The 16359-nt window shown below is 50.9% G+C and carries 15 protein-coding genes; 7 read left to right on the top strand and 8 right to left on the bottom strand.

Going from position 1 to position 16359, the window contains the following annotated elements; all coding sequences use genetic code 11:
- The 6 genes from G006_RS0120480 to rsxA all read right to left on the bottom strand — a co-directional run bounded on the left by G006_RS0120480 (window position 1) and on the right by rsxA (window position 5492).
- A complete protein-coding gene (locus G006_RS0120480; RefSeq protein ID WP_020485092.1) occupies window positions 1-711 on the bottom strand; it encodes an electron transport complex subunit E in 711 nt (236 codons plus the stop codon).
- Between the two features lie 335 nt (window positions 712-1046).
- Entirely contained in the window at window positions 1047-1784 is a 738-nt protein-coding gene (rsxG, locus tag G006_RS0120475; RefSeq protein WP_020485091.1) for an electron transport complex subunit RsxG, read from the bottom strand.
- An 8-nt stretch (window positions 1785-1792) separates the two neighbouring features.
- The gene (locus G006_RS0120470) at window positions 1793-2854 is read right to left on the bottom strand and encodes an RnfABCDGE type electron transport complex subunit D (RefSeq protein WP_020485090.1); all 1062 of its coding nucleotides are present in this window, start codon (window positions 2852-2854) and stop codon (window positions 1793-1795) included.
- Window positions 2851-4353 (bottom strand): electron transport complex subunit RsxC, encoded by a 1503-nt coding sequence (gene rsxC, locus G006_RS0120465; protein WP_020485089.1) that lies wholly within the window; start codon window positions 4351-4353, stop codon window positions 2851-2853. Before rsxC ends, G006_RS0120470 begins: the two co-directional genes overlap by 4 nt.
- A gap of 13 nt (window positions 4354-4366) precedes the next feature.
- Window positions 4367-4900, bottom strand: a complete 534-nt coding sequence (gene rsxB / locus G006_RS0120460; protein ID WP_020485088.1) for an electron transport complex subunit RsxB — start codon at window positions 4898-4900, stop codon at window positions 4367-4369.
- A 10-nt stretch (window positions 4901-4910) separates the two neighbouring features.
- Window positions 4911-5492, bottom strand: a complete 582-nt coding sequence (gene rsxA / locus G006_RS0120455) for an electron transport complex subunit RsxA (protein WP_026147191.1) — start codon at window positions 5490-5492, stop codon at window positions 4911-4913.
- A 275-nt stretch (window positions 5493-5767) separates the two neighbouring features.
- Here rsxA and nifL point away from each other — a divergent pair, with 275 nt between their 5' ends.
- Both nifL and nifA read left to right on the top strand, forming a co-directional pair.
- Window positions 5768-7405, top strand: coding sequence for a nitrogen fixation negative regulator NifL (nifL, locus tag G006_RS0120450; RefSeq protein WP_020485086.1), 1638 nt, complete (start codon window positions 5768-5770; stop codon window positions 7403-7405).
- Entirely contained in the window at window positions 7398-8924 is a 1527-nt protein-coding gene (gene nifA / locus G006_RS0120445; protein ID WP_020485085.1) for a nif-specific transcriptional activator NifA, read from the top strand. The genes nifL and nifA overlap by 8 nt, the downstream gene beginning before the upstream one ends.
- A 172-nt stretch (window positions 8925-9096) precedes the next feature.
- Here nifA and fchA read toward each other — a convergent pair whose 3' ends face one another.
- Window positions 9097-9726, bottom strand: a complete 630-nt coding sequence (gene fchA, locus G006_RS0120440; protein WP_020485084.1) for a methenyltetrahydrofolate cyclohydrolase — start codon at window positions 9724-9726, stop codon at window positions 9097-9099.
- A 10-nt stretch (window positions 9727-9736) separates the two neighbouring features.
- Complete coding sequence (cysS, locus tag G006_RS0120435) at window positions 9737-11110, bottom strand: cysteine--tRNA ligase (protein WP_020485083.1); 1374 nt, start codon at window positions 11108-11110, stop codon at window positions 9737-9739.
- A gap of 114 nt (window positions 11111-11224) precedes the next feature.
- Between cysS and G006_RS0120430 the strand changes: the two genes are divergently transcribed.
- The 5 genes from G006_RS0120430 (at window position 11225) to G006_RS0120410 (ending at window position 16347) form a co-directional block, all read left to right on the top strand.
- Window positions 11225-11806 carry a peptidylprolyl isomerase gene (locus G006_RS0120430; protein WP_020485082.1) on the top strand — a complete coding sequence of 194 codons (582 nt, stop codon included), beginning with the start codon at window positions 11225-11227 and terminating at the stop codon, window positions 11804-11806.
- A gap of 49 nt (window positions 11807-11855) precedes the next feature.
- A complete protein-coding gene (locus G006_RS0120425) occupies window positions 11856-12581 on the top strand; it encodes a UDP-2,3-diacylglucosamine diphosphatase (RefSeq protein WP_020485081.1) in 726 nt (241 codons plus the stop codon).
- 341 nt (window positions 12582-12922) lie between these two features.
- Window positions 12923-13699, top strand: a complete 777-nt coding sequence (locus tag G006_RS0120420; protein WP_020485080.1) for a S1 family peptidase — start codon at window positions 12923-12925, stop codon at window positions 13697-13699.
- Window positions 13700-13781: 82 nt separating this feature from the next.
- Window positions 13782-15119: a TIGR03013 family XrtA/PEP-CTERM system glycosyltransferase gene (locus G006_RS0120415; protein WP_235048892.1), complete on the top strand. Its 1338-nt coding sequence runs from the start codon at window positions 13782-13784 to the stop codon at window positions 15117-15119.
- Between the two features lie 160 nt (window positions 15120-15279).
- Entirely contained in the window at window positions 15280-16347 is a 1068-nt protein-coding gene (locus G006_RS0120410) for a hypothetical protein (RefSeq protein WP_020485078.1), read from the top strand.
- Window positions 16348-16359 lie beyond the last annotated feature (12 nt).

Here is a 16359-nt window from a genome sequence, read left to right as displayed (position 1 = left end):
TTACGCTCCTTCTTCCAAGACAATCGCATCAGTAATGATAGGTTCGGTAATTTTGGCTGCCGCTTTCCGGTCCAACAGCCGCTTCAGCGCCACCATGAAACCCAGCATGATGAAACCACCCGGCGGCAAAGCCATCAGCAAAAAGCCTTTGTATTCCGGAATCAAAGTGGTTTCCAAAAACCGGAAACTTTCGCCCAACAACACAGACGCATTGGCGAACAAGGTGCCAGCCGAACTAATCTCCCGCATCGCTCCCAGCACCACCATCGCAGCGGTAAACCCCACACCCATCATCAAGCCGTCCCACATCGACGGCATCACCGGTTGTTTGGAGGCAAAAGCCTCGGCCCTGCCGAGAATGACGCAGTTGGTAACAATCAACGGGATAAACAAGCCGAGCACCTTATGCAATTCGTGCATCCAGGCGTTCAGAAAAATATCCACCAAGGTCACCAATGCGGCAATCAGCAACACGAAAATCGGGATACGGATTTCCGAGGGAATCAGGTGCCGGCTCGCCGATACCGCGGCATTGGATGCCACCATCACCACCATGGTCGCTAGACCCATGCCCAAGCCGTTGGTCGCCGTCCCGGTTACCGCCAGCAACGGGCACAAGGCCAGATTCTGTGTCAGCACTACATTGTTATCCCACAGGCCGTCGCGGGCGATTTTTCTATATTGTTCTGAAAACAGAATCGAAAGATTCATAGCAAGGCCTCCTTGCAGAGATGTTCGTAAGTTTGACTTTGTGTCGCTATCGCGACGAATATTTGAAGTCGGTTCTCGCACCGACGAGCGAGATACTTTTCTTTGCTTGTCCAAAGAAAAGTATCCAAAAGAAAAGACACCCGGATGCCGCTTATTCCCTGCGCTCCGAAGCTTTTGAACGTGGTTGCCGAAAGGGGCTTCCTGCCCCTTCAGCAACGTGCGGCATCCATGCCGCCCCCCCTACGGGCTGATCCGTTCAAAAGCTCCGGTGCTCGGCGCGGCATACGGGAAAAAACCTTCTCCACCGAAAATAATTGCCATACATTGAATAAGCGTTATTTCTCAGCCAACAACTCCGCCTGATGCACCTTATAAAACTCCAATCCCCGCTTAATGGCCTGTACGACTTTGCGTGGTGTAATCGTCGCTCCGCTAAACTGATCGAACACGCCGCCGTCTTTTTTTACCGCCCACTGTTCGACAGTCAGGTTATTTAAGGATTTGCCGTTGAAGGACAGTACCCATTTGGACTTGGTCACTTCAATCTTATCGCCCAATCCCGGTGTTTCGACATGAGCGATAACCCGCACTCCTAGGATTTCACCTTTGCTGTCGATACCCATCACCAAACTGATCGGCCCGGCATAACCGTCAGGTGCGACGAATTTAAAACAGACCGCGTTAACCAAACCAGACTTTTTAGCCAGATAGACCTCAGTTTGCTCAGCGCCCAGATTGGCATCGGCAGAAGGCAGCAGCACGCTGTCATTCAGCAAATTGTTATCGTAAAGTTCTGCCGGAACCACTTGTTCCAAGTTGGCCTGTAGATCTTCCTGCAAGCGCAGCTCTATCACGCCGCGCGTCGCCAGATCGGCAACACCCAATAAAATCGCCGCCAGCAATGCAAATCCCCCCAACACGCCGGCCTGATACTGTAATAGCGGCCGCAGTTGTTCCAAATTTCCTGGCTCCAGCCACACGGCCAGTTTTTGCCTAAAGTTACTCAAGGTACGCAAGGCATACTCGACGTATTGGTTCGCTTTAGGAGGTGATTTAACGGGTTCGGAATTCATAGCCGGTCTCAGGAATTGGAAATATCGAGCGGCTTGCCGTTACGGTAGCGGCCATAAATTCTCGGACGAATGTAATGATCGATGAGAGGAGTGACTGCGTTCATCAATAAAATCGCAAAACCGGTGCCTTCCGGATAACCGCCCCAAGAACGGATCACGAAAATCAATAAACCGCAGCCGGCGCCGAAAATCACTTGGCCTAAAGGTGTGTTAGGCGAAGTGACGTAGTCCGTCGCGATAAAAAACGCCACCAGCATTACCGCACCGGAATTCAGATGTACCCACGGCCCCATATAGTGCTGACTATCCCAGGTATGAAAAACCGTCGACAGCAGGAAAATACTGAATAGCAGCGAGACGGGAATGTGCCATTTGATGACACCCTGCCGCATCAACCAGATACCGCCGGCCAACAACAATAACGAAGAGGTTTCCCCCAGACTACCGCGCTCCCAACCAAGAAACGCTAAAAATCCAGAATACTCGATCAAACTGCCGGGCAACAGCCGGTTTTGCGAAAACTCGGTCTTGACCCAGCCCAACGTCGTGGCGCCGGTCACCGCATCGGGATTTTCCAAACCGCCAAAGGTTATTGCCAAGCTATCGATCACGCCGGGCCCGGTGAACAGAGGCGATACGTTGGCCCAGGTAGTCATCTCGATAGGAAAGGAAATCAGCAAAGCCACCCTGGCCAGCATGGCCGGATTGAACAGGTTTTGCCCCAAGCCGCCGTAGACGTGCTTGCCCAATACAATCGCCAACGCCGAACCGACTACGCCTATCCACCAAGGCGCCCAAGGCGGCAAGGTCATTGCCACCAGCAAACCGGTGACTATCGCCGAGCCGTCGCGCAGATAAGGCATCGCCGCCACGCCTTTCATCTTCAAACACAAACCTTCAAAAGCCATCGCCGACAATACAGTTACCGCCAGCAAATACAGCGCTGGCCAGCCGAACAACAACACACCGCAGGCCGTGGCCGGCGCCAGGGCAATAATGACCAAGCGCATGATTTGATCGACGCGGCGGGTAGCCGCAACGTGAGGCCCGCTAATCGGTTTATTACTCATACGGTTTCCTCTGCTGGCGCTGCTTGCGCCTGTTGTGCGGCAGCCAGACGGGCGGCTCTGGCTTCCTGAGCGCGCAGGGCTTCCGCTTCAGCTTCCAACCTAGCCCGTTCCATCCGATTATTTCTATCCTCGACTAAACGCTTGGTTTGTTCAGCCTTGTGCTCGGCTTGTTGCCGCTTCACTAACTCGCCGGAAGCGAATTTAAAGTAATGCACCAAGGGTATATTCGACGGGCAGACATAAGAACAACTGCCGCAACTGATGCAGTCTTTTAGGCCCAAATCAACCGCCGAGTCTAATTGATTGGCTTTGATGCGGCTGGCCATCTCCAAGGGCAACAAGCCTACCGGACAAGCAGTCACGCAACTGGAGCAACGAATACAGGGCTGTACCGGCGGTTCGTCAATATCGGCAGCGGACAAGGCCAAAATGCCATTGCAGGCTTTGACGACCGGCACTTCGGCCAGCGGCAGCGCGTCGCCCATCATCGGTCCGCCCATCACCAAGCGGGCCATTTTCGATTTTTCCAAACCGCAAAATGCCAGCACTTCCGACATCAAGGTGCCGATCGGCACTTCCACATTTCTGGGTTTGGCGACGGCGGCGCCGGATACGGTGACTACTCGGCTAATCAAAGGCTGACCCAGACATATCGCTTGATAGACAGCAAAGGCGGTGGCGACGTTATGCACCACCACGCCGATGTCGGTAGCCCGGCCATCGGCAGGAATTTCCTGGCCGGTTAAGTAGCGCAACATTTGCCGATCCCAGCCCATCGGGTAGCGAGTCGGCACTTGTGCCACGACGATATTGGCAAAATCCCGGCTGGCCAGCTGCATGGCCGCAAAAGCCTCGGGCTTATTATCTTCGATACCTACCAAGGCCTTGGGAGCATCCATACCGCGTAACATTAACCTGATACCGGCAACGATTTGTTCGGCGCGCTCCTGCATCAAGCGGTCATCGCAAGTCAGATAAGGCTCGCATTCGCCGGCGTTGATCAAAAGGGTGTGAATCTTGTTTTTGCGGCCCAAACTTAGTTTGACCGCCGACGGGAATACCGCACCTCCCAAACCCACCACACCGGCGGCGCCGACGCGTTGACAAATTTCTTCCGGCTCTAGTTGAAACGGATCTTCCGGCACCACTAATTCGGCCCATTGTTCTTTCCCGTCGCTTTCAATCACTACGGTACGAATCGGCAAGGCGGACGGATGCGGGGCCGGAAAATCCTTCACATCGGCGATAACGCCCGATGTTGGTGCATGAACAGGCGCCGAAATGGTGCCTTGGCTATATGCCAGCAATTGTCCCTTCAAAACTTTTTCGCCGACTTTAACTACGGGCTCGGCAGGCTTGCCGACATGCTGTTGCACCGGAATGTACAACTTCTTAGGCAATGGAAAATCGGTAACAATGCTGAGCGGAGAGGTTTCGGCTTTGTGCTCTTCAGCGTGGATGCCGCCGCGCAAGCGGGGATTCTCGAACAAGGCGAACATAGGTGTCTCCGTCTCAGGCGGCCAGCGGTTTCGGCCAGCGCCAGTTGCGCAAGGTCACTTCAACAGGGTGCATTTGCAGACATTCGGTAGGGCATACTTCCACGCATTTTTTGCAACCGATGCAGGCATCCGCTACTACGGCGTGGATCTGTTTTGGTGCGCCGACGATGGCGTCGGTAGGACAAACCTTGAAGCAGCGGGTACAGCCGGTGCAGGTTTCTTCGCTAACCCTAGCCACCATTGCTTCTTGATCTTGCGTTTGGCTTAAATCGACATCGACGCCTAGTAATTTGGCGAGCTGTTCGACGAGAGATGTGCCGCCTGGCGGACACAATGTCACCGGTGCAGCGCCCGATACCAGAGCTTCCGCAGCTGGTCGGCAGCCGGGAAAGCCGCACTGCCCGCATTGCGAACCGGGCATTAAGGCCTCGATGGTTTCTATTAAAGGGTCCGATTCCACCTTTAGATATTTGGCGGCAATCCCCAAAGCCACGCCCAGCAACAATCCTAGCGATGTCAAAATAACAATGGCAGATAAAACGTACATGATGTGCCTCTTATTTGCTGTAAAGCCCCGCGAATCCCATAAACGCCAGCGACAGTATGCCGGCGGTGATAAATGCGATGGGGGTGCCGGAAAAAAGCGCCGGCACTGCCATGAGCGCTAAGCGTTCACGTAGACCGGCGAAGAGCACCATCACCAGGGTAAAACCCATTGCCGAACCAAAGCCGAACAGCAGGCTTTGCACGAAATTGTATTTCTCTTGGATGTTAAGCAGGGCCACACCCAAAACCGCGCAATTAGTCGTAATCAGCGGTAAAAAAATCCCTAAAACCTGGTACATGACCGGACTGGTTTTGTGTATCACCATCTCGGTAAACTGCACGACTGCGGCGATCACCAGAATAAAACCCAGCACTCGCAAAAAACCGATATCGAACGGTATCAATAAGCGATGTTCCAACACCCAACTGGCCGCAGAAGCCAGGGTCAAGACAAACGTGGTCGCCAAACCCATGCCCAATGCGGTATCCAGCTTGTTGGAAACCCCCATGAACGGGCATAAACCTAAAAACTTGACCAACACGACATTGTTGACCAAGGCCGTACCCAATATCAGTAGTAAGTATTCGCTCATCGTTTTAGACCCGGTGTTTTGTAACAAGACAGCATCATTTATGCCAATGCTGCGAAAAGCCCACAACTCCCCGATTTAGTGCAAAGCCAGGAGATTTAGCGCCAACATCTCTGTCCTAAAAAACACAGAGCTGAAACAAGTCCGCTAAAATTTGTCGTAAACCATACAAATAGCCTGGATTTTCCAACAGCAGCTAAGCCGAAACGCATTTGGCTCTCAAATTGCATGTAGTTTTCCAACTTAAGCCTAGAAAAAACACGCGAGAACCATTTGCCATGACCAAATCCACCCCTGACTACCTGCAAGGCCAGATTGAGATTGATACGGCCGATATGCTATCGCCTGCCCTAAATGCTCTCGGGCAATCGCTCAAAGGCGGTAAAGCCTCTAAAACCCTGCCGTTTTCCTTATTTGTTAAGGCTGTGGAGCAGGCACCGGTCGCCATTTCAATTACCGATAAAAAAGCCAACATCCTTTATATCAACCAAGCCTTCACCGATGTAACTGGCTACAACGCCGCTGAAATTCTTGGTAAGAACGAATCCGAACTATCCGACAAGTCCACTCCCAGGCAAATCTATTACGATTTATGGCACACCATTTCCCGTAAACAGGTTTGGCACGGTCAACTGATCAATCGGCAAAAAATGGGCCAACGCTATTTAGCTGATCTGATCATCGCGCCCATGTTCGACGACCGCGGCGCCATTAGCCACTACATCGGTATGCACCGTGATGTCACCCAAGCGCATTACGCGGAGCAGCAGGTCAGCAACCAAAAACAGTTGATCGAATCGGTGTTGAACGCCTCGCCGGTAGCAATGGTGGTCCTGGATAGCGACAAACGCGTCGTCCTCGACAATCAGATGTACAAAATGTTGATCAGCGAACTCGATAAGAAAGAACCCGCCTTGTTTTTCCTAGAGGCTCTGGAACAAGACATGGGCGATTTATGGGGTGAAAACATCGACAGACAACTAGGTTTCGCCAATCGCGAAGTGCGGATTGAAAGTTCCGGGCTCAAGGGTACGCGCTGGTTTTCCTGTTCCGGTAACTGGTTTATCGAAAACGACGTCTGCGCCGACACCTTCTTCGCCAGACAATCCAAGGACTATTTATTGTTGACCATTAACGACATCAGTCCCTTGCGCCGCCAGCAGGAAAAGCTGCAAATCCAAACTCTGCGCACCATGCTGGCCGAAGAGGAGCATATCCGCAGTATCCGCGAAACCTTGCTGGGGGCAATGCACCAGATTCGCCAGCCCTTAAACCAGATCAACGCGGCGATTCAAATCATGACCCAACGCAATGATGCCCACAACAGTCCGATCCGCGACCTGCTGGGCCAAGTGCAAAAAATGGGGGAAGAAACGCTCACCACCTTGCAGCGTTGCGTGCCGGAAATTCCGGAATCAGCGGTGGTACCGGTGAATTTGAATCAGCTGTTGCACGAAGTCATGCTGCTCTATAGCACCAAATTTCTGGCAAACGGCATCGTGGTGGATTGGTTGCCAAACCCGGTATTGCCGAATATTCTCGGCGCCGAGAACAAGTTACGCATGTTATTCAAGCAATTGATCGACAACGCGGTCAATGCGATGAACCGGGCCAGCAGCCAGGAACGCATCATCAAAATCAGTACGACTATCGAGCATGATTGGGTGTGCGTCTCGGTAGCCGATTCCGGCCCCGGCATACCCGCCAATCAACGGAGTAAGGTGTTCGAACCGTTTTTTACGACAAATCAAAGCACCGCCGGCGTCCAGGCCGGCATGGGACTGGTCATGAGTAAGGAAATCGTCAATCAGCATAACGGCATGATAGAAATCGACCCGCAGTATAAAAATGGTTGTAGTTTTAAAATCCGCTTTCCCTGTCAAAAAAACCTAGCCATGGTGAACATCCATGAGTGATCGTTTATTACTGGTTGAATCCGAGCTGGATACCCTGTTTCTCGTCAGTCAATTGCTGAATAGCACGCATGACTTACGCACCAAACTAAAGGGTATTCTGGAGATTTTGCACAAGCGTAACGGTCTGCATTTCGGCATGATCACCCTACGCGATGTCGATGACGATAGCATGAGCATTTGCGAGATCTACGGCGACGGCATAGACCGCTCGGTGCGTTACCAGCCGGGCGAAGGGCTGGTGGGTGCAATCCTCGACGAAGGCAGTACTATCGTCGTGGAACGCATTGCCGACGAACCGCGTTTTTTAAGCCGCTTAGGCGTCTATAATCCGGATTTACCGTTTATCGGTTCACCATTAGCCATCGAGCAAGGCGAAGTGGTCGGCATTTTGGCCGCGCAGCCTTGTACCTCGACATTTTTGGGCGAACGCGCCCGCTTCATGGAAATGGTCGCCAATCTGATCGCCCAAAGCGTGAACATGTTGCGAGTGATGGAGCGCAAGCAAAACGAACTGGCCAGCGAACGCGACTACTTAAAACAAACCCTGGTCAAAAATTACCGCTTCGAAAACATCATCGGTCATTCCGAGCCGATGCTGAAAGTGTTCGACATCATCCGCCAGGTGGCCAAATGGCATACCACGGTGTTGATTCGCGGCGAATCCGGCACCGGTAAGGAAGTAGTCGCCAGCTCAATACACTTTAATTCGGCCTGCGCCAACGGCCCGTTTCTTAAGTTGAACTGCGCAGCGCTGCCCGACACCTTGCTGGAATCCGAGTTATTCGGCCATGAAAAAGGCGCTTTCAGCGGCGCAATCGGCCAGCGCAAGGGCCGCTTTGAACTAGCGGACAACGGCACGCTGTTTCTCGACGAAATTGGCGAGATTTCCGCATCTTTTCAGGCCAAGTTACTGCGCGTACTGCAAGAAGGCGAGTTCGAGCGGGTCGGCGGCGTCAGAACTTTGAAAGTAAACGTCCGCATCATTGCCGCTACCAACCGCAATCTGGAGCAGGAAGTAGCGGAAGGCAATTTTCGGGAAGATTTGTATTACCGCTTGAACGTGATGCCCATTAACATGCCGCCGCTCCGTGAGCGTATCGAAGACATTCCGGAACTGGCCAGTTTTCTCTTAAACCGGATTTCCCGCCAACAAGGCGGCCGGCCTCTGGAAATTAAGGAAAGTGCGATCCGGATTCTGATGAAACACGATTGGCCGGGCAACGTCCGCGAATTAGAAAATCGGCTGGAGCGGGCGGCGATTATGAGCCAGGAAGGGATTATCGACCGCGACGTGATCGCCAGCACCGGCCTGGAAAACGAGATCGGTATCAGCCGCACCCCGCAATCGATCAAACACATCGATCTGCACGACGAGAACATGGACGAACGGGAGCGAGTGATCGCTGCGCTGGAGCAAAGCGGCTGGGTGCAAGCCAAGGCTGCCAGACTGCTGGATATGACGCCTAGGCAGATTGCTTATCGGATTCAGACTTTGAATATCAACGTGAAGCAGATTTAGCTACGCCGTGCGGGCAATTGAAATTGCCCCTTACGCAAAAAAGGAGGCCGCATAAAACTTAAAAACCTCCTTCTCCCTCTGGGAGAAGGTTGGGATGAGGGAATTAAAATAAATTATTTACATCCCTCACTCTATTCCTCTCACGGAGGCACAAGGGATTTTAGAGGTTTTCTTAAAGCTTTTCGCTGACTATCCGGTAAATCTGCTCGGCGGCCAGTTCGCCTGCTTGCAAAAGCGTATCCAGTTCGGCGAGCCGTTCTTCGGCGAACGCCCTGTCTTTCAAACTGGCGGCGTTAATTTGCACGTTCAGCGCCGCGCTTTTTAAGCCAGCGTAGCCCGCCATCACCGCGACGCCGGCATCGCTGATCACCCCCAGATTGCCGTGTTCCGCAGCCACCCGACTCAATTCAATGGCCTTGGCACAGGCTTTCGCGCATTCCAAAGGTACGATAGTAGCCTCTTTCAACACGGCCTGGATTTGCTGGGTGCGCAAAGCCTTTTCTTCATCGGTGCTTTTAGACAGCCCATAACACGCCATCAGTTTGTCGAACACATCGACATCGGCTTTGATCATGCCAATCAAGATCGCGCGTAAAGCTTCGGCTTCGGTCAATAGGGCCTGCATTTTCGCTTCCACCTCAGCGTATTTGGGTTTGCCGATGGTCAGGTTACAGACCATGCTGGTTAAAGCGGCCGCTTGCGCGCCCATCACCGCCGCCGCACTACCACCACCGGGGGTAGCTTGCTTGCTGGCCAATTCGTCCAGAAATGTTTCTACCGATTTATCTTTGATTTCGCTCATTGCCAATCCCTTAGTTTTCTCGGCGCCAAATGGTGTTACCGCCCGCCACATCCTCCAAAACAATGCCCTGCGCCTTTAGTTGGTCGCGAATTTGGTCGGCTTGCGCCCAGTCTTTACTGGCTTTGGCTGCTTTTCTGGCGCCGATTAGCTGTTCAATTTCGGTTTCGCTCAGGCCATCGGCCGCTGCGCCGCCTTGCAGAAAACTGTCGGGGCTTTCTTGCAACAAGCCCAAAATGGCCGCTAACTGCTTCAAAGTAGCGGCCAGCACAGTTTTATCTTCGGCTTTGTTCAATTCGCGTGCCAGATCAAACAGCACCGCCAAGGCCACCGGTGTGTTGAAATCGTCATCCATCGCCTGTTCGAACCGAAAACGGTAGTCGGCATCGATGGCTGCATCAATAATCTGGACACCTCTCAAAGCGGTATAAAGCCGCGTCAATGCCACGCCAGCATCGTCGAGCTGTTCATCGGAATAATTCAACGGGCTGCGGTAATGGCTGGAGAGGATGAAGAAGCGGATCACTTCCGGGCGGTATTGTTTTAACACCTCGCGCACGGTGAAAAAATTACCCAGGGATTTGGACATTTTTTCTTCATTGACCCGCACGAAACCGTTATGCATCCAGTAATTGACGAAAGGCTCGCCGGTGGCGCCTTCCGACTGGGCGATCTCGTTTTCATGATGCGGGAATTGCAAATCCATGCCGCCACCGTGAATATCGAAATGGTTGCCCAGGCAGCAGGTAGACATCGCCGAGCATTCGATATGCCAACCCGGCCTGCCCTGCCCCCACGGCGAATCCCAGTAAGGCTCACCCGGCTTGGCCATCTTCCACAGCACAAAATCCAACGGGTCGTGTTTGGCGGTATCGACATTCACGCGCTCGCCGGCCTGCAAATCCTCGATATTTTTACCGGACAATTTGCCATAGCCGTCAAAGCGGTTTACCGCGTAAAACACATCGCCATTGCTACCGACATAGGCAAAATCACGCTCTATTAATGTCGAAATCATCTTCACGATGTCGGCGATGGATTGCGTGGCTTTGGGTTCGATATCCGGCGGCAACACCGACAAAGCCCGCTCATCTTCGTGCATCGCTTCGATAAAGCGTTCGGTCAATGCGGTAAACGCCTCGCCATTCTCGTTGGCTCGCTGGATAATTTTGTCGTCGATGTCAGTAATATTTCTGACATAGGTAAGCTGATAACCGGCATGCCGCAAATAACGGGCGACCGTATCGAACACCACCATGACCCGCGCATGGCCGATATGGCAATAGTCGTAAACCGTCATGCCGCAAACATACATGCCGACTTTGCCGGGCTGCTTGGGAATAAATTCTTGTTTACTTCGGGTTAGCGTGTTGTAGATTTTCAGCATGTCGATGGTAGATGGATGCAGCGAAACATCTGGCAATCTATCAAGATTTCGGCTTCTCTTTCAAGATAAAAACACATAGAATTCGCCGCTTACAGCGAATTTACGGAGCTTTTAATGCGCGCTATCCTGGTTTACCTGATGCTGTTTTTATTCTCAACCCTTTCATTTGCAACAGAAAATAAAATGTCCAACACACATAGCAAAGTTAAATTATCCACTTCACTGGGCGACGTCGTCATTCAACTCGAAGACGAAAAAGCGCCGGTTTCCGCCGCCAACTTTCTGGCCTATGTAAAGCAGGGCTTTTATTCTGGCACCATTTTCCACCGGGTAATCCCAGGCTTTATGGCCCAAGGCGGCGGTTTTGACAGCTCTTTTAAGCAAAAAGAAACCAATGCGCCCATCAAAAACGAAGCCGACAACGGCCTGAAAAACAAACGTGGCACTTTGGCGATGGCTCGCACCAACGACCCGCATTCGGCTACCGCGCAATTTTTTATCAATTACAAAGATAACTCGTTTCTGGACCACACCAGCCCAAGTCCGAGCGGCTGGGGTTACGCAGTATTCGGTGAAGTTGTCGAAGGCATGGATGTAGTCGACGCCATGGCCAAACAAGCCACCGGCAATCGCGGTCCGCATCAGGATGTACCGAAAACCGACATCGTTATCGATAAAGCTGAAGTTATTGAATGACAATTAGCGGTTTCGGCCTGCAAGTGGGCGGAAACCGCTGTTACTAAACGTGAAACAAGACGTACTATTCATATCCGACCTGCATCTGGCTTTGGAAAAACCGGAGATCACCCGGCGTTTCTTAAGCTTTTTGCAGCAGCGCGCCGTCGCAGCAAAATCGCTTTATATTCTTGGCGATTTATTCGATGCTTGGATCGGCGACGACGACAATACTCAGCCTATCCCGACCATCAAAAAAGCGCTCAGACAACTTGCCGACTCCGGCACCGAAGTTTTTCTGCTGCAAGGCAACCGCGATTTCCTGCTGGGCCAAAAGTTTTGCCAGGAAACCGGCATCCGTTTGCTGGACGAATATGCGCCGATTGAGCTGAACGACCAGCGGATTTTGCTGACCCACGGCGATTTACTGTGTAGCGACGACCTGGCGTATCAGACCTTTCGCATTAAATCACACAGCCCGGAATGGCAACAAAATGTGCTGTCCAAACCCTTATGGCTGCGGCTGATAGCGGCACGTTGGTATAGGTTCCGCAGTTTTTATCACAAACGCGGCAAAACGCTGGACATTATGGATGTCAATCAAGAGTCGGTGCTGGAATCGCTGCGTAAATATGCCTGTTATACATTGATTCATGGTCACACACACCGGCCGAAACTACACGAATTTATGCTTGACGGTTTGCCGGCCAAACGTTACGTGCTGGCGGATTGGAAACCGGATGGAGCGGAGATTTTGTGCTGGAAGAACAACGACTTTCAAACAGAATCGGTCTGATCTAAGCACAAAAAAACCGGTAGCGATTTAACAGATTCCAGCGACCTGCGTTTTTTAATCTCAAACCCGCTGATACGTCACTGCCAGACACTACCGGGAATTGACTTACTATCTCCAAAAAGTAGGACTCAATAGAAACCAACTAGTTCACTCGGTATATGATTTTACTTGGTCAATGCCCACTCGCGTTGTTCCAGGCAGAAATTAAGCGCTATGTATTATGCCGGTACCTGTCTGTCAAAGTGTAAACAACTGTTAATTCACGACGACGCCCGCATTCATGCTAAGTTAGACTAAACTTTCCAAGCTGTGCCAATTAAGGCCCCATAACTCCTCTAGCCATGAAAAACCAAACACTGTATCTCTTGGCGCTATATATCGGACTATCCGCCATCGCACCCAGCCATGCCGATGAAATTAACCTCCCCGACATTCTTACCCGAGTCAAACCCGGAATAGTAGCTATAGGTACTTATATGCCAACACGAAACCCGCGTGCGGTTTTCCTGGGCACCGGCTTCGCCGTTGCCGACGGCAGAAAAGTGGTTACCAACGCTCACGTAACGGCAAAAAAACTAGACGAAGAGCACCTCGAGCGTTATGCGGTTTTTTATCGCCACGAGCAAAAAGAACAAATGCAAATTGCCGAACTGACCGTGACCGACGAAGATCACGATCTGGCACTGTTAAAGGTAGACGGTGGAGTATTACCCGCGCTGGAAATCGGTGACTCCCTGAGAGTGCGGGAGGGCGAGCAATATGCATTCACCGGTTATCCTATAGGTATGGTGCTGGGTTTGTATCCCGTCACCCACCGAAGCATTATTGCGGCTATCTCGCCGAATGCCATACCGGCAATTGCCACGCGACAGTTAAATGTCAATATGCTGAAGCGGCTACAGACACCTTTCAATGTGTTCCAATTAGACGCCACTGCCTACCCCGGCAACAGCGGCAGCCCCTTATACGACATCAATTCCGGAAAAGTTATTGGTATCATTAACAAAGTCTTTGTACAGGGGAGCAAAGAAAATGCCATATCCAATCCCAGCGGCATCACCTATGCTATTCCCGCTGAACATATCAAGACGCTTCTAAACCAGAATGCCGTCAAATAGTTATTATTCAGGAGTTACACGGTAGCCGCATATGATAAGAATTTTTCGACATTACATTTCCACTGCCTATCTGTGGTTGCTCATGGCGGAATCGTTAGTGTTTTATTTAGCCATGTATTGCGGCGCGGGCCTAAGATTTTTATACACAGCGTCCTGGTACTCCCAACCAGAGCTTGCCGCCTCAGCAACGGTTTATTCCATCGTATTCATCGCTAGCTGCTCCGGCCTAGGCTTATATCGGAAAACACTGGATAAAGAAGAATACAACATTCTACAGCGTATCAGTTTCAGCTTCGCCGTTGCAGTATTCATACTGGCTTTCATTTATTACATCATTCCGGATTTGATGCTGGCGCGCAGCGTCTTGATTTCCGCAATTATTTTTTCTTTTGTGGGCTTGCTGTTAACACGTTATTTATTTTATCGCTTCGTCAATCTGGATAATTTAAAACGCAGAGTGTTAGTGGTGGGTTGTGGCCAAAGAGCCGGAGAACTCAGCGTCGTTAATTCCAGCTATATTTATAGAGGATTTGAAATAGTCGGTTACATCACGCTGGAGGACGAACCAATAAGCGTGCCCCATGCGATTGCGCTCAATGAAAAAATCAGGCTAACCGATATTGTCGAAGCCGCTAACGTCGATGAAATAGTTATCGCTGTGGATGATCGTAGAAAAAAGCTGCCCGTTGAAGAACTGTTGGATATAAAAATGTCCGGCGTACAAATCATGGACTTGCAAACCTTCTACGAGAGAGAGCAACGATTGGTTTTTCTAGAGGCGCTGAGCCCTAGCTGGCTGATGTTTTCCGATGGTTTTGTGAGCGGCGGACTGCGTCCTATCGTCAAGCGCAGCTTCGATATTCTAGCCAGCCTGTTGCTACTCTCCGTAAGCTGGTGGCTAATGATCCTCACTATGCTGGCAATCTATATCGAAAGCGGCTTTGGAGCACCGGTTTTCTACCGGCAAAAACGTGTCGGCTATCGAGATATACCGTTCGATGTTATTAAGTTTCGCAGTATGCGTATCGACGCCGAAAAAAATGGCGCGCAATGGGCGAGCCAAACCGATGATCGCGTGACTCGCGTCGGCAAAGTGATTCGTAAATATCGGATAGACGAGCTGCCTCAGCTGCTAAACGTATTAAAAGGCGATATGAGCTTTGTTGGCCCGCGCCCGGAGAGACCGGAATTCGTTAAAGGTTTCGAAGAGAACATTCCTTATTATAAAGAAAGACATAGAGTAAAGCCCGGCATCACCGGATGGGCACAACTCTGTTATCCCTATGGCGCAAGCGAATACGATACCCGGCAAAAACTACAATTCGATTTGTATTACGTCAAAAACTACAGTCTGTTTCTAGATTTGACGATCATGATGAGTACAGTAGAAGTGATCTTGTGGGGGAAAGGCGCGAGATAATTTCTTGACTCTGCGGTAAGTGAAAGCAGCAATCAGCATTACAATCTAAAACTCCATATTTATCTGGATTTACTACTTTAATTACTGGCAAAACTGAATTCATTCGAGGCCTACAAAAACCTCTGAACCTTAAAATTTACCAATTTCCGGCGAGGTGAACATGGCCACCTGTAAGCAATGCTTGATTTCCGATGCAGTACCCGAAATAACCCTGGACGCGAATCGCGTTTGTAATCTTTGCCGAGATTTTAGTCCTCAAGACCAAAGACAAGAGGAGGAGAACCGCAAGGAGCGAGAGCTCGACCTGGAAAAGGCGCTACGAGACTGTAAGGGTCAAGCGGAATATGACTGCCTAGTGCCGGTCAGCGGCGGTAAGGATAGCCTTTATTTGCTTTACAAATTAAAGGTCGAATACGGTCTAAAAATCCTGGCATTCACCACCGATATTAATATTCCTCCGATCGCCTGGGATAATATCCGGCGCACGCTCGGTAAACTCGACATTGACCATCTGGTATATCGCCCATCCGATAACTTCTACCAAAAGGCTTTTCGCTATCTCTTAAAACACCAAGAACCGAGAGGCGCCGTCTACACAGTATCGTATGTCTATGCCCCGCTATTCGAAGGCGATGCAATCAAACTCGCCATGCAAAAAAACATACCGCTAATTCTTGCCGGATATTCGCCCGGGCAACCCGAACCGGAAAGAATGCTCTACGAATTCTCCAGAAAACTGATTTGCGAAGTTGACTGGACGCCGCCGGCATTGAAAACCTGCGGCGAATTCGATGAATATGAATTGTCCCGCTTCTTCAATCCCAACAACTTCCCCAAAGGTACTCTGTTTCCACGCTATTTAGCCCCTTATCATGCTTGGGAATATAATCAGGAAGAAGTGATGCAAAAAGTGGTCGAATTGGGCTTGGTCAAGTCAAGTAAGCACGCCAGTCCGATCTTTAGCAACTACCCGATTAACTGGTTGCTAATGTACTCCGACTTAAAACACTTTGGCTACAATCCTTATCTGCCGGAATTCGCCGCGTTAATTCGTGAAGGCAAAGCCAATCTGAAAGAGTGGAAAATTTTAATCCCGTTGGTCGACTTCATGATCAAAAACAAAGTCTTCTTGGGCAAGGATGTCAGAACTAGTCTAAATTGGTTGGGAATGTCGGAACGCGAACTAGCTATTACCGAGCCTAAAGGTGCTTACGACCCGCCTGTATGACTTAAAAGGAGA

The sequence above is a fragment of the Methylomonas sp. MK1 genome (assembly GCF_000365425.1).
Lineage (GTDB): Bacteria > Pseudomonadota > Gammaproteobacteria > Methylococcales > Methylomonadaceae > Methylomonas.
The sequence above is the reverse complement of the archived record's forward strand: the minus strand, read 5'-3'. Positions and strand labels throughout refer to the sequence as shown.